This window comes from Planococcus alkaliphilus (genome assembly GCF_057031095.1).
Genome location: NZ_CM168060.1, coordinates 1,219,522 through 1,244,069, shown reverse-complemented (window position 1 = coordinate 1,244,069; position 24,548 = coordinate 1,219,522). Strand labels below are relative to the sequence as shown.

Here is a 24,548-nt window from a genome sequence, read left to right as displayed (position 1 = left end):
TTCTGTTTATTATACACGATAAATAACCTGTGATTTGAAATAGTTCTATTTTTTTCAATGGACCTCGTGTAGAATGAAAAAATCTATACATTATAGGAGTGAAGAAATGGAAAAACGCGAACAATGGACTTCAAAGCTCGGCTTTATTTTAGCTGCTGCCGGCAGTGCGATCGGTTTAGGAGCTATCTGGAAATTCCCTTATGAAACCGGATCAAACGGCGGCAGTGTCTTTATTTTAATGTTTATCGTCAGTACAATTGCCATCGGCCTCCCCATCCTGCTTGCAGAATTTGTGATTGGCCGACGCGGACAAGCGGATGCCGTGACGGGGCTTAAAAAACAGGCTCCCGGCAAAAAGTGGTTTTTGATCGGCTGGTCCGGCTTTTTCTTCTCTTTCATGATCTTGTCGTTCTACAGTGTGGTTGGCGGATGGATTCTGTCTTATCTCGGCCGCGCGCTATTATTGCAATTATCCAATCTTGGAGACAATGCATTTGCCGACTTGTTTAATGGGATTATCGGCAATCCGCTTGAAGTTCTCCTCGCACAAGCCGCGTTTATGTTATTGACGATCTGGATTGTCCAAGGCGGCATCCAAGCGGGAATTGAACGTGCCAGCAAAGTGATGATGCCGGCTCTATTGATTTTCTTCGTTGTATTGATGGTCCGCTCCCTGACGTTGGACGGAGCTATGGCCGGCGTCGAATTCATGTTTGTCCCGGACTGGTCCTTCTTTACTTTTGATACCGCTTTGACGGCTTTAGGCCAAGCTTTTTTCTCGCTTAGCGTCGGTGTGGCTGGTATGATCACGTATGCATCTTATTTATCGAAATCGGAAAATTTAACGCGTTCAGCGATGAGCGTGGTTTCGTTGAACATCATTATTTCCATCATGGCGGGATTGATCATTTTCCCGGCAGTCTTCGCATTAGGCTATTCTCCTGACCAAGGTCCAGGACTTGTGTTCATCATCTTGCCAGCGATTTTCGATCAGCTGTTCATGGGTGAATTCTTAATCATCATCTTCTTTATCTTGATGCTATTTGCTACTTTGACTTCTTCCATCTCGATGCTTGAGATTGTCGTATCGATCGGTGTGAAAAATAAATACGAACGCCGCCGGAAAATTGCTTGGCTTTACGGATTGATGATTTTCCTAGTCGGGATTCCAAGTGCCTTATCATTCGGGGTCATGTCCGATCCGTTTCTATTCGGCTATACTTTCTTTGACTTTGTCGATGTGCTGACAAGTAAAATCGGCTTGCCGCTCGGAGCCCTGTTCATTTCGTTATTCGCCGGCTATGTTCTGAAGAAAAACGATGTCCAAGCAGAACTCGGCGGAGCGTCAACATGGGTGAGTGTCTGGACGGTACTTGTCAGATACGTAGCCCCAATTGCCATCGTAATTGTCTTTATCCAAGGGATTATCGACGCTTTCTAAACGAAATGTCTGTAAAATGCCATAATATTCGCCTAGCGAAATAAAAAGAATATGGTATTATTTTCATATAGGAAAGTATCACCATGCAAAGGAGTGTTTCACTATGAAAAAAGATTTAGCTGCTCAATTAACATTTTTGCGTGAAGAGCGTAATTTAACACTTGATGAACTGGCTTTAAAAGCAAGAGTCGGCGTTGCTCGCCTCCAAGCTTATGAATCCGGGGAAGAAGTGCCTTCGCTCCAAACAATTTTGAAACTCTCAAACGCGCTTGAAGTTCCGTCTTCCAATTTGACAGACGGTTTAACAACAGCAAAATAAAAAAAGCTTTCGGCAAATTGTGCCGAAAGCTTTTTTCTTTAGATGATGCATTTCGCTTCGTATTTCAACGCCAAGAGCTTGTATGAAATCTCCACGCATTTTTCCAAAGGAATCCATTTCTCATAAGAGACTTCATAGATGCTTTGGATTTGCTTGGCTAAATCGGAAGGATGGTCCAATACTTGCAATTGGTCCACAACATTACCGATCTCTACTCCGTACCGCTCTTCCCCGATTGCAAAAGGATCCCATTCTTCCAAAACTCTCACAGCTTTTCGGTTCATTTCACTCATACCCATCTTTTTCACCTGACATTTCTATAGTATTACAAGCTATAATAGCACAATGCCCAAAAAAGAAAAGGAAGCTGGCCAATCCAGCTCCCTTTCCACTCACTGCTCTAGAACTTCGATAGACTCGATAATGACATCAACAACCGGTTTGTCTGCTTCTGCGGTTTCAACTGCCGCTATCGCATCCACGGTTTCCAATCCTTCAATCACTTGGCCAAAGACAGTATGCTTTCCGTCAAGCCAAGGTGTGCCACCCAATTCTTCGTACGCTTCCCTGATTTGATCCGTATGGATTTCGTTGAAGGCATTCGGGTCAGCAGCAGAGGCTTGAACAATGAAGAACTGGCTGCCATTTGTGCCAGGTCCAGCGTTTGCCATAGACAAAGCTCCTCTGAAATTATAAAGGTTTTTACTGAATTCATCTTCAAAGCTCTCTCCGTAAATGCTTTCACCCCCGCCGCCAGTGCCAGTCGGGTCACCGCCTTGGATCATGAATTCATTCATGACACGGTGGAACGTGATGCCTTCGTAGTAGCCTTCTTCAGCATGCGTCAAAAAGTTCTCGACCGCTTTTGGTGCATGTTCCGGGAAAAGTTTGATTCTCATTGTTCCCATCGATGTTTTCATTTCCACCAATGCTTCGCCTTCAGCCACTTCATTGGAAAGCTGCGGCAATTCCACTTCTTCTTGCGATTCAGAAGCGGTGTCAGAAGACGTCTCAGCTTCTTTTGGTTCTTCCTTTTGATTGGCCGTTTCTTCTCCGCTCGAACAAGCCGTTAATACGGCGGCCAATAAAATCAATAATGCGATTTTCATTTTCATCTCGATTCACCCCGCTCTAGTTTATCACAAGATTTTTCCGAATTCATCCACAGTTCACCTTACTTTTTTCGTAAGGCGAAATAATATATAATAGGAGGTAGATGAGTGGTTCAGAAAGAAGGGGTTCACTGAATGGATACACAAAAAAAGAACTTTTTCATTATTATGTTTTCCAATTTCCTTGTAGCGGGAAGCACCACTATGATTATGCCTTTCCTTTCCCTCTATATTGAATCGATGGGCAATTTCACCGAAGAGTATGTGCAGAGATGGGCTGGGCTAGTCTTCGGTGTGACGTTTGTCGCCGCTTTGATCATGTCGCCCATTTGGGGCCGGATTGCTGATAAATACGGCTACAAACCTATATTGATCATCAACGGGTTCGGTATTGCAATCAGCATTTTCCTCATGGGTACGGCTGATTCAGTGCCGCAATTGTTTTTTATCCGTCTATTTATGGGATTGGTTACCGGATTTATTCCGACTTCCCTCGCCTTTGTGAGTTCGCAGACAGCGAAGGAAACTGCCGGCAAAACGCTCGGCACTCTTCAGATGGGCAGTGTTTCCGGAACACTTTTCGGTCCGGTTATCGGCGGGCTGATGGCTGATACATTCGGCTTCATCTACACTTTCGTTATCACTTCCGGCGTAATTGGGCTTGCTGCATTGATTGTTGCCGTCGGGTTGAAGGAAGTTAAAAAAGTGAAGAAAAAGAATGCCCATGTCTATGCCAGAAAAACCATTGTTCAGGGGATTTTAAATCACCGGCTGCTTTTGAACGTAATGATCATCACTTCCCTTATCCAAATCGGAAACTTTAGTATTCAGCCTCTATTGTCTTTATACGTTTCCCATTTGACGGACAGTACGAATGTCGCTTTGCTTGCCGGGATCACCTTTAGTGCGACCGGCGTCGGGAATTTGCTTTTTGCGCGGCGCTGGGGGCGTCTCGGAGATCAGATCGGCTACGAACGCGTTTTGACTTTCTTGCTGATTCTTGCTTTTGTCTTTATCGTCCCGCAAGCATTCGTCACTGAGCTTTGGCAATTGATGATCTTGCGTCTGTTGTTCGGTATTGCTGTCGGCGGCATGATTCCGACAACCACGGCCTTGATGCGGCGTGAAGCGCCCATTGAGATTCAAGGGGAAGTCATGGGCTATAACACGAGCTTCCGATTCCTCGGCAATATCGTCGGTCCGATGTTCGGCGGCATTGTCAGCGGGTTCATCGGCATTCCGGCTGTCTTTGTGGTCACCGGCGTTTTGTTCCTCGTGTCGTTCTTCTTCTTGAAATATACGACTTCCAAACCGGAACAGGATTTCGAAGACGTTTTGCTTGAGCAAGAACTAAAATCCACATAAACAAATTCAGCAGAATGAAGCAGTGATTTCTCTCAAGAAATCACTGCTTTTTTTGTTTTCTATACGTTTTCACAAATTTTTCTTAATTGAGTTTCTTCCTATTTCTAAAGCTTTGGAATTTCTGCTTCTTTTACAGGCGCACAAATGTGCAACGGTGCAAAATCTGGCTATGTACGTTATAATTTCTCTAGAAACTCATCATGAATGCGCTTGAAAGGAGGATTCATTTGTCACTTGTGTTTTTGATTTTTTTACCATTGATTGCAGCATTGTTCATTCCGCTGTTATTTAAAAAACTCGGACGCATCCATACGGGTTGGTTTGTCTTGATTGTTCCAGTGGTTCTGTTCATCTACTATTTAACGCTGCTGCCGACGACGCTTGAAGGCGGTACGCTTGTTTCAGAGTTGAGTTGGATCCCTTCTATTGATCTTGCCATTGTGGCCTATATAGATGGGTTAAGCCTTCTGTTCTCGCTTTTGATCAGCGGAATAGGAGCTCTTGTCGTTTTGTATTCCATTTTCTATTTGGATAAGAAACGCGAACAGTTACATAATTTTTACGTCTATTTGCTGATGTTCATGACAGCAATGCTTGGCGTTGTCCAATCGGATCATCTGATTTCCCTTTATCTTTTCTGGGAACTTACTTCGATTTCCTCGTTCTTACTGATCGGCTACTGGTATACCCGGGACCGTTCGCGTTTTGGGGCGTTGAAGTCGATGATGATCACTGTATTTGGCGGCTTGATGATGCTCGGAGGATTTGTGCTGCTGAGTATTATGGGCAATACTTATTCGATACGGGAGCTGATTTCCCAAGCTCCGGAACTTGCAAATCATGAGTTCTTTGTTTGGGCTTTGGTCTTGATTTTACTTGGAGCCTTTACGAAATCCGCTCAATTCCCATTCTATATCTGGCTGCCGGATGCGATGGAAGCGCCGACGCCTGTCAGTGCCTATCTCCACTCAGCAACCATGGTTAAAGCCGGCCTTTATCTGGTCGCCCGCTTCACTCCGATTTTCGCTGTTTCCGGAACTTGGATTTGGCTGGTTACCGGCGTCGGATTGTTCACGCTGTTCTGGGGATCGTTCTTTGCACTGAAACAAAAAGACTTAAAAGGAATCTTAGCGTTCTCCACTGTTTCACAGCTCGGGTTAATCATGAGCCTTCTCGGTGCTTCCGCTATGGGCTTCCATGTGGATAATGCAGCTGAGACTGTCTTTAAATATGCCGGCTTTGCTGCCATTTTCCATTTGGTCAACCATGCTGTCTTTAAAGGAAGCCTCTTTATGATTGCTGGAATTGTCGACCATGAAACAGGCACACGCGATATACGTAAGCTCGGCGGGTTGATGAGTTTGATGCCGATCAGCTTTACGATCGCGATGATTGGTTCATTTTCGATGGCCGGAATTCCACTATTCGGCGGATTCCTCAGTAAGGAAATGTTCTTAACAGCGATGCTCGCCATTACTGAATTTGATTTATTCTCGATGGATGTTTGGGGATTGTTATTCCCAGTAGTGGCATGGATTGCGAGTGTATTTACGTTCATCTATAGTTTCTATTTTGTGTTCCATACGTTCGCGGGCAAATATAAGCCGGATGAATTGCCGAGACAGGCGCATGAAGCCCCGATCGGCATGCTGATTTCTCCTGCTATTTTAGCAGTATTGGTTATCGCTATTTTCTTCGTTCCAAACTTTGTCGGTAAATGGATAGTGAATCCAGCTGTTGCAACGATGCTGCCCTTTATGTACGATTCGCCTTCAGACGTCCATGTCCATGTGTCTGCATGGCACGGAAGCATTACACCGGAACTGGCGATGACGATTGGAATCTTCATCATCGGCGGATTGATGTTCTGGACGCTCCGCAAGTGGCAGCGCTCTTACGATGCCTTTCCGGATAATATATCGCTCAACCGTCTATATGATAATTTAATGTACTTAAGCGACGGTGGAGCCAACCGTTTTTCTGCCGTCTATATGACGGGGTTCATCCGCTCTTACCTTGTGTATATGTTTGGGTTCTTCATCTTGATCGTTCTTAGTACGCTGTTCTTGAATGAAGCGTTTGCATTCAATCTATCGGATTTAGCGCCAATTGGATTCTATGAAATCGTCATCGTGCTCGCTCTAATCGGCGGAACGATCACAATTCTTGCAGCAAAATCAAGATTGACGGCTATTATCGCCCTAGGTGCTGTAGGTTACTCGGTCGCTTTATTCTTTGTTATTTTCCGGGCACCGGATTTGGCGTTGACGCAATTAGTCATCGAAACGATTTCCGTCGCTTTGTTCCTCTTAGCGTTCTACCATTTACCGAAATCAAGCAAAAAAGAAGAGCGCATGCGCTTCAAACTTGGAAATGGATTAATCGCTTTGGGTGTAGGCGCTACAATGACATTGGTAGCATTGTCAGCCCATTCCCAGAAAATCCTGCCCTCCATTTCTCAATACTATAAAGAAACCGTGTATTCAGAAGCTGGGGGCGGCAATATCGTCAACGTCATTCTCGTCGATTACCGGGGATTTGATACATTATTCGAAATCACTGTTCTCGGCATCGCTGGCATTGCCATTATCACCATGATCAAACTCCGCTTAACGAAAAAGGAGGGCCAACATGAGAACAAATGATGTGATGCTGAAGACCGTAACAAAAGTCGTGACATTCATCATCCTGATGTTTGCGGTCCATATCTTTTTCGCCGGCCATTATACCCCGGGCGGCGGATTTGTCGGCGGCTTGCTGACGGCGAGCGCGATCGTCTTATTAATGCTTGCTTTTGATATTGAAACCGTGAAGAAAATCATACCGTTTAATTATGTAATGATGACTGCCATCGGTCTTTTGCTGGCGCTTGCGACTGCGAGTGCTTCCATATTCTTTAATGTCCCATTCTTTACGCATGCCTATGATTATTTTGATTTGCCGCTATTCGGCAAAACGTCTTTGCATTCTGCAGCGTTATTCGATTTAGGTGTCTATCTGGTTGTTGTTGGCGTTACGATGACCATTATTCAAACGATTGGAGAGGATGAATAATGGAAATTATTATGTCTTTTGTCATCGGCTTTCTTTTCATGGCCGCTGTCTATTTAATGCTTTCTAAAAGTTTGATCCGTATTATTATCGGAACCGGCCTTCTAAGCCATGGCGCCCATCTCTTAATTTTAACGATGGGCGGGCTTGGTGGAACTGCGCCGCCAGTCGTTGCTGATGGCGTCAGCGTGAGCGACTATGCAGATCCGTTGCCTCAAGCCTTGATCTTGACAGCCATTGTTATTTCTTTTGCTGTAACTTCATTTTTCCTGGTCCTTGCTTACCGTGCATACCAGGAACTCGGCACCGATAATATGAATTTGATGAGAGGAACTGAAGACAATGATTAATTTACTTCTGTTTCCGATTTTAACTCCCCTATTATTTGCTGCCATCTTGTTATTCTTTCCGAAAAATATTAGCCTGCAGCGCATTATTTCGGCTGCCGCTGCTGTCGCTACTTTAATTTCGGTGCTGTTCCTTCTCTTGAAAGTGAAAGCCGATGGTGTCCAAGCGGTCACCTTGGGAAGTTGGGATGCGCCGTTCGGCATAACGATGGTATCAGATATGCTGTCCGTCCTACTTGTACTAAGTGCGACCATCATCACTTTGTTCGTCATTTTCTACAGTATGCCGACAATTGGAATCGATCGGGAAAAATCTTTTTACTATCCAGCTGTGCTGTTTTTATTGGTTGGGGTCAACGGAGCATTTACCACAGGAGACATCTTTAACTTATTTGTTTTCTTCGAAGTACTGCTCATGGCTTCCTATATGCTGATTGTACACGGCGGCGAAAAGCCGCAACTGCGGGAATCCATCAAATACTTGTTGGTGAATGTCATTTCTTCTGCCTTATTTGTAGCGGCCGTCGCCTTTCTCTATTCAGTGACAGGAACGTTAAATATGGCGGATTTGGCCGTGAAAATTCCACAGATTGAAGAGACTGGCATATTGACCGTCATTGCCGTCATGTTCTTGGTCGTGTTTGGCTTCAAAGCAGCTATTTTTCCGCTTTATTTCTGGCTGCCTGGCGCTTACCATGCGCCCCCAATTCCCGTTTTAGCTTTATTTGGAGCTTTGCTGACAAAAGTCGGTGTCTACGCAATTATCCGTACATACACTTTGTTCTTCACCATGAACATAGCTTTTACGCACGAATTGCTCGGCATCATTGCTATCTTGACCATTCTTGCCGGATGCATCGGTGCCCTCGCCTATTTTGATGTCAAGAAAATCATTATTTATAACATCATTATTGCTGTCGGGGTCATCTTATTCGGGATTGCCCAGATGAACGAAGCAGGAATCGAGGGAGCACTCTTTTATCTGGTCCATGACATGTTGATCAAAGCCGCCTTATTCTTCCTCGTAGGGATTGTGGCAGTCATTTTCGGCACTTCCAATCTTCGGGAGATGGGCGGATTGATGAAGACTTATCCTGTGCTTGGCTGGGTTTATCTCATCGCCGCTTTCGGCTTAGCCGGCATTCCGCCGCTTAGTGGTTTCCCTGGTAAGCTATTAATTGTCCAAGGCGGATTTGAAGGCCCTCAGTTCTGGGGCAGCATTGTCGTGCTTGCGACAAGTTTGCTCGTACTGTTGAGTGCAATCCGCATTTTCATCTATGCGTTCTGGGGCGAGCCTGTGAAAACCGTTCCGCTCAAAAAACGCAGTTATTACCAAATGTTCGTCCCTGCTGTCATCCTGGTCGGAATCACCGTTATCCTCGGTGTGGGCGCAGAATTATTCATGCCCCTCATTAATGGAGCAGGAGAAGTTCTACTAAATCCATCCATCTATATAGATGCGGTATTAAAGGAGTAGATGACGATGGCTTTGCAAATTTTACTTAATTTCTTCTTGGCAGGCGTTTGGATGTTCATGACGAACTCCTTCTCGCCTACCGGATTCGCAATCGGCTTTTTGGTCGGGCTTCTTCTCGTGATTTTAATGCGAAGATTCTTCAGCCATCGCTTGTATCTTGTAAGAATCTGGGCAGTGATTTCCCTCTTCTTCCTCTTCTTGAAAGAGTTGGTGATGTCCAGCATTTCCGTATTCAGGTTAGTGATTCAGCCGCGATTGAATATCCGCCCTGCTGTTTTTGAACTTGAAACGGAGTTAAAGCAAGACTGGGAAGTCACGCTGCTATCAGCATTAATCACCCTTACGCCTGGCACTTTAGTTATCGGAATTTCCGATGATCAGAAAAAATTATATATCCATGCCATTGATTTTGCTGACATCGATGAGGCCGTTTATTCAATCAAAAATACATTTGAACGTGCCATTATGGAGGTGAGCCGTCCATGATGATGTTTTATTGGATAGCCTTAGTCGTTATCAGCTGTGCGTTCGTAGGACTCTTATATCGGCTCGTAAAAGGGCCTACAGTGGCTGACCGGGTAGTGGCACTCGATGCCTTAGGCGTCGCCTTAGTTTCCATCGTCGCCCTCTTGTCACTCATCATCGGCACAGAATTCTTTTTGGAAATTATTCTGCTGTTGAGCATCCTGTCGTTTATCGGCACGACAGCTTTCGCAAAATTCATTGAGAGAGGAGAGATTTTCGATCGAAACGACAATCGCTAATATCCTCATTATTATCTTAATCAGCACTGGGGTTCTTTTCAGCGCTGTTACGGCACTTGGCCTTGTGCGCCTGCCAGATGTGTATACACGCACTCACGCCGCTTCTAAAAGCTCTACACTCGGCGTCATGTGTATACTGGGAGGGACATTCATCTACTTTTGGCTGATTGAAGATCATTTCAACTCCCAATTGATCATCTCCATCATTTTTCTGTTTATTACGTCGCCGGTAGCCGGCCATTTAATTGGCCGTGCCTCTTATATGTCCGGCATTAAACTAGCGGAAGAAACGGTGCGGGACGATATGAAAGAAGCCGTAGCCAAGAAAAAACGCCAACAATAAAACAAGCGGGTATGCGATTGTCGCATAACCCGCTTGTTTTTTTATTCTTTTACGCTTCTTCCGCCATTTTCTCGACCATCATGGCAAGCGTCCGGACCATGGCACCTGTTCCGCCCTGCGGCCCAAGGTCATGGGCAGACGCTGCATGGGACGTACCTGCAATATCCAAATGGATCCAAGGCGTATTGTCTACAAATTCACCGACAAATCCGCCGCCGAAAATCATATGGCCATCGCGTCCCGGTGAGTTGTTCAAATCCGCTACATCGCTTTTACGGATCCGTTTTTTATCATTCTCCGTCAAAGGAAGTCTCCAAACGAATTCCCCGGTTTCCTCCGAAGCTTCAAGGAAAGTTTCAAAAAATGCTTCATCGTTCGTCAAAGCACCCGTTTTATCATTTCCTAATGCTACGATGACCCCGCCGGTTAACGTCGCCACATCTATGATATGTGTAGCGCCCATCTGCTTCGCATAAGTCACAGAATCTGCCAGCACCAAACGCCCTTCAGCATCAGTGTTCAGGATTTCGATTGTTTTGCCGCTTAAAGAGGTAATCACATCATCCGGCTTGAAAGCATTGCCTGACACCATATTATCTGTCGATGCGATGACCGCGATAACGTTTTTCTCCGGCTTCAACTCACCGATGACTTTCATCGTACCGAGAACTGCTGCCGCTCCGCCCATATCGCCTTTCATGCCGACGATGCCATCTTTCGGCTTCAAGGAGTAGCCGCCCGTATCAAACGTAATCCCTTTGCCGACCAGCGCAAGCGGCTCTTCAAAGTTCTCAGTTGCTTTGTACTTCAATACGATCAGGCGAGGTTCTTCGACAGATCCTTGGTTAACTGCTAAAATCGCACCCATTCCGAGCTCTTCCATTTCAGCTTTGCCGAGAATCTCTGTTTCAAATCCGTATGTTTCGCCTAATTCCTTTGCATAGTCTGCCATAGCTGTCGCCGTCAATAAATTCGCTGGCATATTGACCAGCGTACGGGCTTCATTGACTGATTGGCCAAATACATGTCCGATAAAAGCGGAAGCCTGCAATTCTTCTGCATCGTCTTCCGATAAAATCGCCAATGTTTCCAAGGCCACATCCGCTTCATTTGAAGAAGTTTTATAATCATCGAATTTATAAGTGCCCATTGTAATGCCCTCAACGGCTAAATAAGCTGCGTCTTCTGAAGAGATCTCATCATTGAGGAATGAATCCAAATAGACGGCTGCCTTTTTAATTTTTTTCTTAGCCAGCTCTTTTCCGACATGGCCGAAAGCTGTACGAATAGTGTCTTCGGTCAATTTTTTACGGTCATTCAGACCGATAAAAAGAACGCGCGGAATAGAACCGGATAGCGCCGGATATGTAATGATTGAATTCAAATCAAACGGCAAGTCGCCTTTGACCCATTCTTCCAGCATACCGTTAAAGCGCTCAGAAAACGCTTCCCACCCTTTGCTGTTTTCTGGGTGGCGGCTTAAACCTACGATTAAAATATCCGCTTCCGCTTGAGCTGCATCCGCTTGTACGACTAATTCCATATTATTTCCCCCTTAAATTGAATTCCACTTCTAGTTTAGCATTTATTCAGTATACGGGGTAGTTCGGAGTCCGAAATGATTTTTGATAAATCAATAAATCCCATATGTTATACTAAAGCAATATCTTCTATGGAAAGGTTGTTTACGGGATGGAACTATTTTCTAATTTGCCGCTGATGATTGCACTTTTTGCTATTCTCTTTGCCCAATTTGTTAAAATTCCTATTCAATATGCCGTTACCCGTGAACTGGATTGGAAATTATTTTCTTCAACCGGAGGAATGCCCAGTTCACATTCGGCTGCTGTGACTTCCTTAACTACGGCCGTAGCGTTTGAACACGGGGTCGATTCCACCATTTTTGCAGTGGCCGCGATGTTCGCTGTCATCACGATGTATGATGCCACTGGCGTCAGATTCCAAGCTGGGCAGCAAGCTTTGACCATCAACAAGATGCGCAACGATTTCTATCTTTTCATGGACGAAACCAGAAAATGGCCGCAGAAAAAAGAGGAAGAGAAAATAGCAGAACTCAAAACGCTTCTCGGCCATAAACCGAGCGAAGTGTTTATAGGCGCCCTTACCGGTATCGCCCTTGCTTTTGTTTTCTATGGGATCCTGCGTTAAAAATGGACTTTTCTTCTCAAAACCGAAAAATCCGCCAAGCCTTCGAATCGGCCTGGCGGATTTTCTATGTTGAAATTTAGAACATTTGATAACCGCTTTTACGCAAGATTTTCATGACGAATCCGGAAGTAATTGCTCCAGCCCAGCCTGCAAGCAATACGGCAATATCGCTTCCTGTAAGCGAAGTGATGGTATCGCCAAGCATCGAGAAGGACTCGCCTGGATCTGTGAAATAGCTGAAAAAGCCGACATCATCAATGACCAGCAAGATGACGATCGGATAGACGATTGCCATCAGCCATGTCATCCGAAGCAGCATATTCAATAAAAAACCGATGCCGAAAAACATTACGTAAAACAGTAAAACCGAAATGATCAATTGGACAATGCTAAATGAAGTATTCATGAATTCTAACCTCCGTTATTCCTTTCATCAGTTTACCCGAAAGTCCTGCCCCTTTCAATCACACAATCCCGAGTTCATTGCTTTGTCACATTAAAACCAATTCTATGCAATGAATTTGTATAAAGCGTTAAAATCGGGATGTTTCATTTCACCCAAGTGTTATATGGGCATTGAAAAAAGCGTTCATGGGAGTCTTCTCCCATGAACGCTTGCATTGGTGATGCCTTTACTTTTTGCCGGATCCAGAACAGCAGGAGCACGTTTCCGAACCGCCCAAACGCAATTGGAAATAGCCTTTTCCTCCACAATATGGGCATTGATTCGCAGACTTTGCTTTTTTGAAGATAGTCATTCGAAACACCTCCTCCTGTTATCGTTTTAATATTCTGATAATATAACATGGCCGCTATTTACTTGCAAGAAAATTCGATTAATTGTAAACGGATACATTAACCTTTATCTCGTTCATACGCTATTCTGCTCTTTTATCCTCTATTTTTTAAAGAATAGTTTATAGGAAGAATACCCGAATACATCCCCCGGATCTACGTCTTCAATGGCTTCAAACCCTTCATCAAGCAGAAAATCCGCCATTTCATGAAGCATGACCGAAGCATCCGGATCTGCCAATAGCTCTTCAGGAGATCGCCACGCCGCTTCGTACAGTTCATCCAGTTGCGCTTTGATTCTTTGTTGCTCATCTACAGGTTTCAAAAGGAAAATCCCCATATTATCGCTCACTTCTTTTCGTATGACTCCCGAACGAAAGCCAACCAGCCCAAACAGCGTGCAGTCGATTCCGGTTTCTTCTTTCACTTCTCGCATAGCGGCTTGATCGATTGTTTCATCAGCATTCACAAATCCTGCAGGCAATGACCACTTGCCATGCAGACCGCCGTACCTCTTCTTGACAACGAGCCATTCATTTTTCGAATTCACCACTAAACCGGCTGCGCCTAACCAGACATTGCCCCGTTTGCTCTTTTTCATCCCGTCAGCTCCTTTAACCAAAAAAACTCCCAGTTGAACTGCACTTCCGTTGTTAGATCGCTCTAACAATTTCGGTGCAGTTCAAGATGGGAGCTTTTGCTTCTCTTATAGAACGTTGAATTTACCTTTTTTCATAACTAATCCTGGTCCGCCAACCATTAGAAGTGCACGATTATCGATCATTTTTTTCATGAATGAAGCGCGTTTACCAGTAATTTTCTTGCCGAACACCACACCGATTGCGTCATTTTCACCTAATGAGCAAACTGTTCCTTTTAAGTCAGGAACGAATGGGTGAGTTTCTTCGCCTTTGATCAAAGCGTTGATATTGTTTGCCACTGCTTGCCCTTGCTGCATTGCAATTTGGGCTGTCGGTGGGTATGGACGGTTCGTTTCTTCGTTGATCATCAATGCACAGTCACCGATCACGAATACATCTGAATGTCCAGGAGCACGAAGGTCTGCATCCACTTTTACGCGAGCGCGCATGTTTTCGATGCCTGATTCTTCGATTAGTTTGCTTCCGCGAACTCCAGCAGCCCAAACAACTGTACCTGCTTTGATGAATTCAAACTCATCATCGCCTTTTTTGATGTTAACGCCTTCTGGAGTAGCTTCAACGACTGGAGTGCCAATTGAGAACTCGATGCCTTTAGATTCTAAATGGCCAACTGCATAGCTGACAAGTTCAGGATCAAATCCAGGCAATACCATTGGGGCCGCCTCTACACAAACTACGCGAACTTTTTCGCGAGGAACGTCAAACTCTTTGCATAATTCCGGTACACGGTTACCCAGTTCTCCTAAGAACTCGATTCCTGTAAATCCGGCTCCGCCTACAACGATTGTCAAACGGCTGTCGTCTTTTACATCTTCTGTAGACCACGTCGCAAATTGGAATTCAATATGCTCACGTATATAACGGGCAGCTTTGACGTTCGCAATTGAAAGTGCGTATTTGTCCAATCCAGGAATTCCGAAAGTTTCTCCTTCGAAGCCTAAACCGATAACTAGATAATCGTATGTAAACACACCATTGTCAGTTGTCACTTTTTTGCCTGCAACATCAATTGCTTCAACTGTCGCTTGGACGAATTTTGTTTTTACGCTGTCAATAACATCTTTGATATCATAGCGAACTTGCTCTGGCAATAATGTACCAGCTGCTGCTTCATGCAACCAAGTGCTTTCGTAATGGTATTCGTTTTTATTGATCAACGTAATATCTGCGGCATCAGTGCCAAGAACTTTTTGCAAGTTAACTACAGTCATCAATCCACCGTAACCTGCTCCTAATACTAATATTGACGGTCTTTTCAACACAATCGCAACCACCTTCAAGTCATTTTTTTAAACAGAAAAAGTTTAATTATAAATCATAGTAGTGCCAATAAACTCCTACCCTCTATATTAGCCCTTTTACCAGTTGATTTCAACTGGATTCTCCCGCTTTCCAATAGCGTGAATACTGGGCGGCAAATGCATTCACCAGTTAGCCATTATTAATGTTCGATTCCGCCCCTATCCTCCCTTTATAGGCAAAATAAAACACCTTCCATTTAAAAGGAAGGTGTTCTTAACGTATTAGCAGTTTTCCGGTGTCCCTGCTTTTTTAGCTGTCCGGAATGAAGTTCCGCATCCGCATGAAGCAATTGCATTCGGATTTTCAATGGTGAACCCGCCGCCCATTAACGATTGCTTATAATCAACGACAGTCCCATTTAAAATAGGGGCATCTTCTTTTGCCACGAGGATTTGAAGCCCGAACTGTTCCAGCACATCATCTTCTGGTCCATGTTCTTTCTCAAACCCCATGCCGTAAGTCAATCCGCTGCAGCCTCCGCCTTTTACAGCGACACGAAGATACGAGCCTTCTTCTTCGTTATGGCGCATCATTTCTTTTACTTGAAAAGAAGCTGCTTCTGTAATCTCAACTACTTGTGCCATGTTATCGCCTCCTTATACTCATCATAGCAATATTGCCCAAAGCCATTCAAGCAACCCGCTCTGCAAGTTTGAATATGTAACAAAAAAGGGACCTATGAAAGGTCCCTTGGCATTAAAATACTTGTTCTACTTCTACAACGCCAGGAACTTCTTCCATTAACGCACGTTCAATCCCTGCTTTTAAGGTAATGGTCGAACTTGGGCAGCTTCCGCATGCACCAAGAAGACGAAGTTTTACGATCCCATCTTCTACATCCACTAATTCACAGTCCCCGCCGTCACGCAAAAGGAATGGACGTAATTTATCTAAGACTTCCATTACTTGATCTTCCATCAAAGCTTCAGTCATTTATATCGACTCCTTTCATTATAATCATTATAATGTGATTGAGTAGAAAAAGCCACTATTGAATTTTCAGGAGGTCTAGAAAATGACAAAAGAAATTTCCATCGAAGTGTACGGAACCGAAGTAATCTGTGCAAGTTGCGTGAATGCCCCTTCTTCCATTGATACGTATGAATGGCTGCAAGCGGCAATTTCTAGAAAATACAAAGGCCAGCCATTTTCAATTACGTATATCGATATTGAGAAACCACAGACGGAAGCGCATCAGAAAGACTATGCCGAGCGCATCTTGGAAGATGAATTTTTCTACCCGCTTGTATTAGTGGAAGGCGAAGTGGTCGGCGAAGGCTATGTCCAATTGAAACCGGTCTACAAAGAACTCGAAAAGCACGGCTTTTCTCCTGCAGAATAAACGATTCCATACAAAAAGCGCGCTCATCCTAAAATGAGCGCGCTTTTGTATGAATCAGCCATTATGCCATTTGTACATCCAAAGCACGCCGGATTTCATCAGACGCGCAATGCGCCCTGTAACCGTCCGATCTGCGAGATAAGCAAACCCTTGTTTTTTCCCGAGGGAGCCAAGGAAGCCTTTTAATTTAATTTCAGGCATTGTTTCAGGAAGCGGCTTGTCTCTCCAAGTCAGCTTCAATACTTCAACGATCTGTTCCGCCTGCTCTTCAGCAAGCTGTGCCGATGGAGCCATTGGCAAAGCTGCACAGTCACCAACCACATAGACATGTTCGTCGTTCGGCAATTGATGGTATTGGTTGATGACGACGCGCCCGCTGCTGTCACTTTCAAGCGCAAGGTCGCGAACCGGTTTGACCGGCTGAATGCCGGCTGTCCATACAACGGCATCGACCGGAATCGTTTCTTCGTGGTTATAAAGAAGATTCGGTTCGACTTTTGTAATATTCGAATTGGAAACCACATCAACATTGTGATTATCAAACCATTTTTTTACGAAATTACTCAAACGCTCCGGAAAATCACGCAAAATACGCGGACTGCGGTCAAATAATTTGATGTTCAAATCGCGTCTGCTTTCGCGCAATTCACTTGCAAGTTCGATTCCGCTAAGACCCGCTCCGACAATTCCGACAACTGCGCCAGATGGCAGGCCTAAAAGTGTTTTGAAGGTTTCGCGTGACTTGCCGATTGTCTGGATGCTGTAAGTGAATTCATCCGCTCCCGGCACGCTATGGTATTTGTCTTCACAGCCTAATCCGATCACCAGGTCATCGTATTGAACGCGGTCTCCATTTTCCATTAGCACACATTTATCTTCCAAGTCGATTTCAAGAATTTCTCCATGGACGAGCGATAAGCGGTCGCTTTCCGGAAAAGCTACCCGCACCTCATGGTCGGATGCCGTTCCCGCTGCAAGTGCATAGAATTCTGTTTTCATACTGTGGAAAGGTGTACGGTCGATCAAGATGATTTCTGTATCCAGGGGTAAATTGTTTGGCAATAAACGAAGCAATATCCGCATATTGCCGTATCCTCCGCCAAGTAAGACTAGTTTTCGCATAAAAATCTCCTTTTATTTCATCTGTCTGCATAATTTCTCAAATATGAGTATAGCTGATTGTGATAACTTTCACAATACATTCCAAAGAAATCAAATAATTGACTATCGCTATAAAAAAAGGTAGGATTTCGTAGTAGCGAGGTGACCAAAATGAAACCGATTGTTGAATTTTGTATTAGCAACATGGCAAACGGATCACAGGAATCGTTTGAGAAATTGGAAAGCGATTCAAATTTGGATGTATTGGAATATGGCTGTTTAAGTTACTGCACCCAATGTGCAGAATCCTTATATGCGTTGGTTAACGGTGAAATCGTCGAAGCCGATACACCTGAAGAATTGACAAAGAAAGTCTATGAATTTATAGAAGAAAACCCTTTATTCTGAGCCGCTTCCTACGGCTCATTTTTTTACCCGAAATTCTCCACGCCTAAACTTCCCATAAAGCCAGACTCTCTAGTGCATGGGTAGGTTGAATGTCTTTCTTAAGCACGTCTTCCATCGGTGTGACCCCAGTATTGACATGAACCGTATCAATCCCAAAATGGATGCCGGCTAAAATATCCGTCTCGTAATTATCGCCGATCATCACCATTTCCTCTTTTTCGAATCCATGTTCATAAAGAATGGCATCCAGCATATGCCCTTCCGGTTTTCCGATATAGACCGGCTCCACTCCTGTCGAAGCGGCCACTAAAGTTGTAAATGCTCCGTTACCAGGCACAAGCCCCCGTTCGGATGGAAAAGCAAGATCACGGTTCGTCGATAAGAAAACGGCCCCTTTCCGAATTTCCAGGCAGGCAACGGCTAATTTTTCGTAATTGATGCCAGGGTCGATCCCCATCACCACGACGTCTGCATTTTCCTCCACTTGCACAATGCCTTCTTGCTGAAGCGCATCTTTCAAACCATCTGATCCGATCATATAAACGCTTTTGTTCGGATACCAGCGACTAATATATTTCGCTGCAGCAATCGCCGAGGACATGATTTGCTGATTTTCCGTCACTACGCCGAACTTCGCCAGTTTCGCATTTAACTGTGCTTGCGTCATTGATGCATTATTGGTCACAAAAAAAGGCTCGATGCCTTTTGCTTGGAGCCGAGCCACGAAATTTGGCGCTTCCGGTACGGCTTCTTTTCCCCGATAAACCGTTCCATCTAAATCAAGGCAATACGCTTTATAATTTTTCATTTTTATTCTCCGGCAAAAATGCTGAAACCGGCCCAAGCTCGTGCTCCAGGTAATACTCCACTTTAGGTCCGAAATTCTTAAGCTCTTCGAGATTTTGGTTTAACACTTCCTGCAATTCTTGATGATCGACAGCTGCAAATTCGCGCACCAGCATTTTCCGCAAACCGATGACTTGTTTTAACGGCTCATCCATTTCAGGCGTCACCACTTTTTCATCCGTCAAAATATCGATAATGTCCTCATAGCTTCCCGGATCGCGCATGATAAATCCATCAATCATCGAGTTGCCTACATCAATAATCGATTCAATGACATTGCTAGCCACCCGTTCCAGCGCAAGCTCATCTGTCAGAGAAGCCCAGTCTCCCTTCTCTTCGTACAATGCGATTAGTTTCCCCATATAAGTTACCGTTTCTGTAATTTTGTTTCGGTCAATAAAGTACATCTTATACCCTCCTGATGATCTGTTCTCTTCATGTATTTCCACCTTCTATCATATCACAGGCGCAAAGAAAAACCCTCGGCGGATCATGCATCCGCTTCGAGGGTTTCCGTGGCTGGTTCTGGAATTTCTTTCGTTTCCGGTGCTGGCTCAGGCGCTTTTCCGACTTTCTTTATGACAAAATAAGCGCAGCCAAAATTGCAGTATTCATACAGATAATCCTGCAGTGTGCTGATTTTCGTATCGTATGTGGCTTTATGGTTCGTGTCTTCAAAAAAGCCTTTCAGGCGCAATTGGCCATATCCCCAATCGCCCAGAATGTAATCGTATTTGGAAAGGATTTCGCTGTACCGATTATTCAAAGCTTCTTCCTGGAAGCCTTCCCGGTAATCGATGATCACTTCGTATTCCCATTTATCAATCGTAACCATGTTCGTCTTCACCTCTTAACTGTTAACTCCTGCAACTTGCTGATCTCCGAGACGTTGACGTTCTTTTGCAGCGGCATTGACTTGTTCATCCGCATGATAGCTGCTTCGCACCAATGGCCCTGCTTGGCAATGCGAGAAACCTTTTGTCATTGCAATTTCCCATAATTCCTTAAATTCTTTCGGCGAATAATATTTCTGCACTTTCAAATGTTTTTTGGAAGGCTGTAAATATTGGCCGATCGTCATGATGTCTACGTCATTCGCACGCAAATCATCCATCACTTCAATTATTTCCTCTTTCGTCTCCCCTAAACCGATCATCAAAGAAGATTTAGTCGGAATTTCCGGATACATTTCTTTAGAACGCCGAAGCAGTTCCAGTGAACGGTCATATTTGGCACGCGCTCTTACTCTTGGTGTCAAACGCCTCACGGTTTCGATATTATGGTTTAAAATATCCGGTTGTGCGTCCATCAAAGTCCTTAAGTTCTCTTCGCTTCCTCCCATATCCGAAGGAAGCACTTCCACTGTCGTAAACGGATTTTTCCGTTTAATCGCGCGCACCGTTTCTGCAAACACTTCAGAACCGCCGTCTCTGAGATCATCGCGAGCAACCGCTGTGATAACCGTATGCTTTAAATTCATCAGCTTAACGGAATCTGCGACCCGTTCCGGTTCTTGAAGGTCCAGCTCATTAGGAAGGCCTGTCTGAACTGCACAAAACCGGCAAGCGCGTGTACAGACCGCTCCTAAAATCATGAAAGTGGCTGTCCGTCGGCTCCCCCAGCATTCATGGATATTCGGACATTTTGCTTCTTCACAAACGGTATTCAAATTATTTTCACGCATCATTTTCTTTAAATCTGTGTAATTTTCATTTGTATTAAGCTTAATTTTCAACCAATCGGGTTTTCTAAGATGTTCTTGCTTTTCTGGCATCACTACATCATCCCTTCAGTGCTTGGTTTTATGTATTCGCTCATGGTCCCTTCCAAATGTACCATAATATATCACCGCCTACAATAAGATCTGCCATCTTCTGTAAAACGAAAAACCCGGAAGCGATTAGCTTCCGGGCCCATGATAGTAAACCAATAAAAGTTTGAAATTATGCGTTTCGGTTGGCTCTGCTTTTGCTGACGGCATTCCCGATACTTGCAGCAAGACCGCCCCAGATGATAACCATTCCGATGATCATTACGACTATTGCACTAGTTGACATATGGTGAACCTCCCTTATTTGTTTTCGTCATACTGCGCATGGTCTTTATGCCATTTGCCAATTGAGAAGAGGATTCCAAGAACAAGTGCGCCTGCCGCTACTGCGACGCCTCCAGTCAGTGTAAACATATTGGAGTAGCCTTCATAGTTCCCAGTCTCATTATCAAACTCCTGAAGAATATTCAGCTTCAAAAGACCGAACATCATGTAACCCAAGACGATTGGGGTAATGATGCCTAAACTGAATTTCCACCAGCCACCAAGTCGAATATCCGAAATGGCATTGGCATGTTCTTGAAGCGCTCCTGCTTTGCGGAACACCCAAACCACTAGGACAACTTCGACAAGTCCGATAAATGCAACACCGAATTGGTTGATGTAGTAATCGGCAAGGTCCAAGAAGAACAATCCGCCCTGAGTTGCAAATAGGATAGAAATCAAAGCAGCAAGACCGCCGCCAAATAGAACCGCTTTCTTACGCGAGATGCCGAATTTCTCAGAAAAACCAGCTACATAAGTTTCAGTGATGGAAATCAAGGAAGTCAATCCAGCAAGCGTCAATGATAGGAAGAACAATGCACCGAATAGGCCATTGAATCCCGGGAATTCATTGATGATTTGCGGGAATACAACAAATGCCAATCCGACGCCAGCTGATGCGACGTCCGCCACGGCAACCCCTTGTTGGCTAGCCATGAATCCAAGTGCTGCGAAAACGCCAATCCCTGCCAATAATTCGAATGCCGAGTTGGCAAATCCAGTGATAAAAGCGTTATTGGTAATATCCGATTTTTTCGGAAGATAACTTGCATAAGTGATCATAATTGCAAATGCTACCGATAAACTGAAGAAAATATGGCCATAAGCTGCTACCCAGACCGAAGGATCCATAATGGCATCAAAATTCGGTTTGAAGAATGCATCTAATCCCATAGCCGCTCCGTCCAACGTGACAGCGCGAATAACAACAATCAAGAAAATCACGACTAAAGTTGGAATGAAAATGCGGTTAGCCATTTCAATTCCTTTTTTAACTCCGGCAAGCAAAATGCCAAGTGTAATGATCCAGACAAGTGCGAGCGGAATAAATACACCCCATACTATTCCACCAGTTTCGCCTGGCTGTACAGTCAATTGTAAGAAATCATTGAATAGGAATCCTTCTGTATCGTCTCCCCAAGCTTGATTGAAGGAGAAAATCGTGTATCGCATTGCCCATGCGATGATGACCGCATAATAGACGGATATGACGAACGACACGAAGACGGCCCACCAGCCCATCCATTCCAATTTCTTGCCACTCATTCTAAAGAATGATAACGGCGCCGATCCGCGGTACTTGTGTCCAATGGTGAATTCCAAAATAAGAATTGGTATCCCTGCGGTTAACAGAGCGAATAAGTACGGTATAAAGAATGCTCCTCCACCATTTTCATAGGCAACATATGGAAAACGCCAAATGTTCCCTAAACCTACCGCTGAGCCGACAGCCGCCATAATAAATCCGGCTCGCGTACCCCATTGCGAACGTTCCATCTCTCTTCCCCCTTAGTGTTCTTCCATTTTTCTTACAGAAAAATAGGAAGTTTGTTTATTTTCAGATTATTGCTAATCTAAAAATAGTATAACGAGGGAGTTTGGCAAAGTAAAGATAATTTCTCGTTTTTTTTAATTAAAACTATTTGCGAAATAATAAAAAAGCAGAGAAGTAACTTCTCTGCTTTCAAATTTATACTAGTTTATTGTGTTTTTCAGCAATAGTCGTGCGTCTTGACCAGACGATGAATAATATCGCCAAAATAACAATCACTACGCCTAAAGACAGTAAAAGTGAATTTGTGAACCCTATGACAATATACCCTACCGCAGCAATTAACGCGGCTGTAATAGCATAAGGCAACTGGGTAATCACATGGTCCATATGATTGCTTCCTGCTCCTGTAGAGGAAAGGATCGTCGTATCTGAAATCGGCGAACAATGATCGCCGAATACTGCACCTGCTAAAACCGCTGAAAGCGTCGGCAATAATAATTCCGGTTCAGCTTGAGACATAATCTGCCCAGCAATTGGCAGCAAGATCCCGAATGAACCCCAAGATGTTCCTGTAGAAAATGCCATGATGCCTGCTAGCAGAAACAGCAAAACTGGAAGAATTGAAGTTGGCATATTAGCTTCTGTAACGACATCCGCTAAATATTTTCCGGTTTCAAGACTATCGATCAGATAAGTCAATGACCAAGCGAAGATAAGAATCATCACTGCTCCCAACATCGATCTCACCCCAGCCAAAATGCCTTTCGCCACCCAACCGGCATTGGCTGTTTCGTTTTTGCGCATTTGCAGCAAGTAAAGAATGACGGAAGTTAATGCCCCCAATACGCCGCCCACTAGAAGAGAAGCAGGTACATCCGTATTTTCGAAAATCAGCCAAATATCAAAAACTTGTTCCGCATTTTGATAGCCGGTCCACATCATTGCACTGACAGTTCCTACGACCAATACGAAGATCGGCAATAATAAATCCAGAACCCGGCCATGTGAATGGCTTGGAAATTCTTCTTTCATTTCACCTGGAATCGTTTTATCCGGATCGAATAATTGGCCTTTTGTAAGAGCTAGGGTTTCATGCTTTTTCATCTCGCCAAAATCCACGTCTCGAATTGCGACAAAAAAGACGATTGCAAGAGAAGCAACCACATAAAAGTTCATCGGTGCCATCCAAATGAACGCTTCCAAAGCTGACGACTCGACATAAGTCTGCCCTGCCAAAATGGTGGCTACAATTCCGATAATGGCTGCGCCCCAGCTTGATACCGGCGAAATAACGCAGACAGGCGCGGCTGTAGAATCGATAAAGTAAGCCAGTTTCGCACGAGAGACTTTATAACGGTCTGTAATCGGGCGTGCGACTTGCCCGACAGCAAGTGCATTAAAGTAATCGTCAATGAAAATGACAATACCTAATGCGACTGTAACAACTTTTGCCCCTCTTCTCGACTTGATCCGAGTCGATGCCCACTCAGCAAAAGCATGGCTTCCTCCTGATAAGCTGACGAAAGCGGTAATGATTCCTAAAAGCAGTAGGAAAAGAATAATGAAAACATTATAAGCATTAAAGCCTTCATCCCAAAAAATAACTGCAAAAGACGTATAAAGCTCTTTTAAAGCGGCTACCGGAGCAAATGAGGTATAGATAAATGCTGCAGCGACAATCCCGGCTCCAAGGGACAGCAACACGCGCCGCGTTAATAGCACCATCGCAATGGCGATGATTGGCGGCAAGATTGAAAAAATCGTGTTCTCCATGAAAAATCCTCCTTTTTTGTAGGATGGAAGAGAAAAAAGGCTGATTGTCACCGTTAGGGTACAATCAGCCTTCTACAATTCGTCTGTGTGATAATACATCAAACATCCCTGTAGCTCTTCATTTGTGCAAAGCACAAATGACAGTGCCATTCTTCTTCAGAATGACCCCAGCACTTTTTCCATTGACTCTGAAAAAAGAACTTCGGCAAAATTTCCTTTCGAATGCGTTCAACGTTGTCAAACTCGCGCATTGTACTGATAAATTCCGCAGCCTCTACCCATCGATATAATTCATTTCTTAGTTAGCATAGCCGATATTTTTTTGAAAATCAAATAAGTTT

At 44.3% G+C, this 24,548-nt stretch carries 30 protein-coding genes and 1 riboswitch; of the genes, 13 read left to right on the top strand and 17 right to left on the bottom strand.

The window, feature by feature from the left end:
- Window positions 1-106: 106 nt before the first annotated feature.
- Together AC2EXB_RS06425 and AC2EXB_RS06420 are read left to right on the top strand one after the other, a co-directional pair.
- The gene (locus AC2EXB_RS06425; protein ID WP_235198799.1) at window positions 107-1,441 is read left to right on the top strand and encodes a sodium-dependent transporter; all 1,335 of its coding nucleotides are present in this window, start codon (window positions 107-109) and stop codon (window positions 1,439-1,441) included.
- Window positions 1,442-1,544: 103 nt separating this feature from the next.
- Complete coding sequence (locus tag AC2EXB_RS06420; RefSeq protein ID WP_235198798.1) at window positions 1,545-1,760, top strand: helix-turn-helix domain-containing protein; 216 nt, start codon at window positions 1,545-1,547, stop codon at window positions 1,758-1,760.
- A 38-nt stretch (window positions 1,761-1,798) separates the two neighbouring features.
- On the opposite strand, the gene AC2EXB_RS06415 is transcribed toward AC2EXB_RS06420, so the two are convergent.
- Window positions 1,799-2,044 (bottom strand): DUF1871 family protein, encoded by a 246-nt coding sequence (locus AC2EXB_RS06415; RefSeq protein WP_397443521.1) that lies wholly within the window; start codon window positions 2,042-2,044, stop codon window positions 1,799-1,801.
- 108 nt (window positions 2,045-2,152) lie between these two features.
- On the bottom strand, window positions 2,153-2,875 hold the full coding sequence (locus AC2EXB_RS06410) for a peptidylprolyl isomerase (protein ID WP_483604145.1): 723 nt from the start codon (window positions 2,873-2,875) through the stop codon (window positions 2,153-2,155).
- A gap of 132 nt (window positions 2,876-3,007) precedes the next feature.
- Here AC2EXB_RS06410 and AC2EXB_RS06405 point away from each other — a divergent pair, with 132 nt between their 5' ends.
- From AC2EXB_RS06405 to mnhG, 8 genes are all read left to right on the top strand, one after another.
- Complete coding sequence (locus AC2EXB_RS06405) at window positions 3,008-4,237, top strand: MFS transporter (RefSeq protein WP_483604144.1); 1,230 nt, start codon at window positions 3,008-3,010, stop codon at window positions 4,235-4,237.
- A 227-nt stretch (window positions 4,238-4,464) separates the two neighbouring features.
- Window positions 4,465-6,882, top strand: coding sequence for a Na+/H+ antiporter subunit A (locus AC2EXB_RS06400; protein ID WP_483604143.1), 2,418 nt, complete (start codon window positions 4,465-4,467; stop codon window positions 6,880-6,882).
- On the top strand, window positions 6,869-7,291 hold the full coding sequence (locus AC2EXB_RS06395) for a Na(+)/H(+) antiporter subunit B (RefSeq protein WP_483604142.1): 423 nt from the start codon (window positions 6,869-6,871) through the stop codon (window positions 7,289-7,291). Before AC2EXB_RS06400 ends, AC2EXB_RS06395 begins: the two co-directional genes overlap by 14 nt.
- The gene (locus AC2EXB_RS06390; RefSeq protein WP_052652138.1) at window positions 7,291-7,638 is read left to right on the top strand and encodes a Na(+)/H(+) antiporter subunit C; all 348 of its coding nucleotides are present in this window, start codon (window positions 7,291-7,293) and stop codon (window positions 7,636-7,638) included. Before AC2EXB_RS06395 ends, AC2EXB_RS06390 begins: the two co-directional genes overlap by 1 nt.
- The gene (locus AC2EXB_RS06385; RefSeq protein ID WP_483604141.1) at window positions 7,631-9,112 is read left to right on the top strand and encodes a Na+/H+ antiporter subunit D; all 1,482 of its coding nucleotides are present in this window, start codon (window positions 7,631-7,633) and stop codon (window positions 9,110-9,112) included. Before AC2EXB_RS06390 ends, AC2EXB_RS06385 begins: the two co-directional genes overlap by 8 nt.
- 6 nt (window positions 9,113-9,118) lie before the next feature.
- Window positions 9,119-9,598 carry a Na+/H+ antiporter subunit E gene (locus AC2EXB_RS06380; protein ID WP_483604140.1) on the top strand — a complete coding sequence of 160 codons (480 nt, stop codon included), beginning with the start codon at window positions 9,119-9,121 and terminating at the stop codon, window positions 9,596-9,598.
- Complete coding sequence (locus tag AC2EXB_RS06375; RefSeq protein WP_052652143.1) at window positions 9,595-9,876, top strand: Na(+)/H(+) antiporter subunit F1; 282 nt, start codon at window positions 9,595-9,597, stop codon at window positions 9,874-9,876. The genes AC2EXB_RS06380 and AC2EXB_RS06375 overlap by 4 nt, the downstream gene beginning before the upstream one ends.
- Window positions 9,836-10,219 (top strand): monovalent cation/H(+) antiporter subunit G, encoded by a 384-nt coding sequence (mnhG, locus tag AC2EXB_RS06370; protein ID WP_279577074.1) that lies wholly within the window; start codon window positions 9,836-9,838, stop codon window positions 10,217-10,219. The genes AC2EXB_RS06375 and mnhG overlap by 41 nt, the downstream gene beginning before the upstream one ends.
- 49 nt (window positions 10,220-10,268) lie before the next feature.
- Here the strand turns inward: mnhG and AC2EXB_RS06365 are convergent, their stop codons facing one another.
- Entirely contained in the window at window positions 10,269-11,762 is a 1,494-nt protein-coding gene (locus AC2EXB_RS06365) for a leucyl aminopeptidase (RefSeq protein WP_483604139.1), read from the bottom strand.
- Between the two features lie 149 nt (window positions 11,763-11,911).
- Here AC2EXB_RS06365 and AC2EXB_RS06360 point away from each other — a divergent pair, with 149 nt between their 5' ends.
- Entirely contained in the window at window positions 11,912-12,388 is a 477-nt protein-coding gene (locus tag AC2EXB_RS06360) for a divergent PAP2 family protein (RefSeq protein WP_483604138.1), read from the top strand.
- A 76-nt stretch (window positions 12,389-12,464) separates the two neighbouring features.
- Here the strand turns inward: AC2EXB_RS06360 and AC2EXB_RS06355 are convergent, their stop codons facing one another.
- From AC2EXB_RS06355 to AC2EXB_RS06330, 6 genes are all read right to left on the bottom strand, one after another.
- On the bottom strand, window positions 12,465-12,794 hold the full coding sequence (locus AC2EXB_RS06355) for a YuiB family protein (protein WP_235198788.1): 330 nt from the start codon (window positions 12,792-12,794) through the stop codon (window positions 12,465-12,467).
- A gap of 226 nt (window positions 12,795-13,020) precedes the next feature.
- Window positions 13,021-13,146 carry a YuiA family protein gene (locus AC2EXB_RS06350; RefSeq protein WP_199876618.1) on the bottom strand — a complete coding sequence of 42 codons (126 nt, stop codon included), beginning with the start codon at window positions 13,144-13,146 and terminating at the stop codon, window positions 13,021-13,023.
- Window positions 13,147-13,286: 140 nt separating this feature from the next.
- On the bottom strand, window positions 13,287-13,784 hold the full coding sequence (locus AC2EXB_RS06345) for an NUDIX domain-containing protein (protein ID WP_483604137.1): 498 nt from the start codon (window positions 13,782-13,784) through the stop codon (window positions 13,287-13,289).
- A 105-nt stretch (window positions 13,785-13,889) separates the two neighbouring features.
- Window positions 13,890-15,104 (bottom strand): NAD(P)/FAD-dependent oxidoreductase, encoded by a 1,215-nt coding sequence (locus AC2EXB_RS06340; RefSeq protein ID WP_483604725.1) that lies wholly within the window; start codon window positions 15,102-15,104, stop codon window positions 13,890-13,892.
- Window positions 15,105-15,368: 264 nt separating this feature from the next.
- Window positions 15,369-15,731, bottom strand: coding sequence for a HesB/IscA family protein (locus tag AC2EXB_RS06335; protein WP_235198785.1), 363 nt, complete (start codon window positions 15,729-15,731; stop codon window positions 15,369-15,371).
- 112 nt (window positions 15,732-15,843) lie between these two features.
- Window positions 15,844-16,080 (bottom strand): NifU family protein, encoded by a 237-nt coding sequence (locus tag AC2EXB_RS06330; protein ID WP_052652153.1) that lies wholly within the window; start codon window positions 16,078-16,080, stop codon window positions 15,844-15,846.
- Between the two features lie 82 nt (window positions 16,081-16,162).
- Between AC2EXB_RS06330 and AC2EXB_RS06325 the strand changes: the two genes are divergently transcribed.
- Window positions 16,163-16,489 (top strand): YuzD family protein, encoded by a 327-nt coding sequence (locus AC2EXB_RS06325; RefSeq protein WP_235198784.1) that lies wholly within the window; start codon window positions 16,163-16,165, stop codon window positions 16,487-16,489.
- Window positions 16,490-16,543: 54 nt separating this feature from the next.
- Here the strand turns inward: AC2EXB_RS06325 and AC2EXB_RS06320 are convergent, their stop codons facing one another.
- Window positions 16,544-17,611 carry an NAD(P)/FAD-dependent oxidoreductase gene (locus tag AC2EXB_RS06320; protein WP_483604136.1) on the bottom strand — a complete coding sequence of 356 codons (1,068 nt, stop codon included), beginning with the start codon at window positions 17,609-17,611 and terminating at the stop codon, window positions 16,544-16,546.
- Between the two features lie 150 nt (window positions 17,612-17,761).
- On the opposite strand from AC2EXB_RS06320, the gene AC2EXB_RS06315 reads away from it, so the two are divergent.
- A complete protein-coding gene (locus tag AC2EXB_RS06315) occupies window positions 17,762-17,998 on the top strand; it encodes a YuzB family protein (RefSeq protein ID WP_235198782.1) in 237 nt (78 codons plus the stop codon).
- Window positions 17,999-18,041: 43 nt separating this feature from the next.
- Here AC2EXB_RS06315 and AC2EXB_RS06310 read toward each other — a convergent pair whose 3' ends face one another.
- From AC2EXB_RS06310 to AC2EXB_RS06280, 7 genes are all read right to left on the bottom strand, one after another.
- Entirely contained in the window at window positions 18,042-18,806 is a 765-nt protein-coding gene (locus AC2EXB_RS06310; RefSeq protein WP_483604135.1) for a TIGR01457 family HAD-type hydrolase, read from the bottom strand.
- The gene (locus AC2EXB_RS06305) at window positions 18,793-19,251 is read right to left on the bottom strand and encodes a DUF86 domain-containing protein (RefSeq protein WP_235198780.1); all 459 of its coding nucleotides are present in this window, start codon (window positions 19,249-19,251) and stop codon (window positions 18,793-18,795) included. Before AC2EXB_RS06305 ends, AC2EXB_RS06310 begins: the two co-directional genes overlap by 14 nt.
- An 83-nt stretch (window positions 19,252-19,334) precedes the next feature.
- Window positions 19,335-19,679 carry a YutD family protein gene (locus AC2EXB_RS06300; RefSeq protein ID WP_235198779.1) on the bottom strand — a complete coding sequence of 115 codons (345 nt, stop codon included), beginning with the start codon at window positions 19,677-19,679 and terminating at the stop codon, window positions 19,335-19,337.
- Between the two features lie 15 nt (window positions 19,680-19,694).
- Entirely contained in the window at window positions 19,695-20,618 is a 924-nt protein-coding gene (lipA, locus tag AC2EXB_RS06295; RefSeq protein WP_235198778.1) for a lipoyl synthase, read from the bottom strand.
- 169 nt (window positions 20,619-20,787) lie between these two features.
- Entirely contained in the window at window positions 20,788-20,901 is a 114-nt protein-coding gene (locus AC2EXB_RS06290) for a methionine/alanine import family NSS transporter small subunit (protein ID WP_235198777.1), read from the bottom strand.
- 14 nt (window positions 20,902-20,915) lie between these two features.
- Window positions 20,916-22,436: a sodium-dependent transporter gene (locus AC2EXB_RS06285; RefSeq protein WP_483604134.1), complete on the bottom strand. Its 1,521-nt coding sequence runs from the start codon at window positions 22,434-22,436 to the stop codon at window positions 20,916-20,918.
- 193 nt (window positions 22,437-22,629) lie between these two features.
- Window positions 22,630-24,207 (bottom strand): Na+/H+ antiporter NhaC family protein, encoded by a 1,578-nt coding sequence (locus AC2EXB_RS06280; RefSeq protein ID WP_483604133.1) that lies wholly within the window; start codon window positions 24,205-24,207, stop codon window positions 22,630-22,632.
- 103 nt (window positions 24,208-24,310) lie between these two features.
- Window positions 24,311-24,492: riboswitch (Lysine riboswitch) on the bottom strand.
- Window positions 24,493-24,548: the final 56 nt, after the last annotated feature.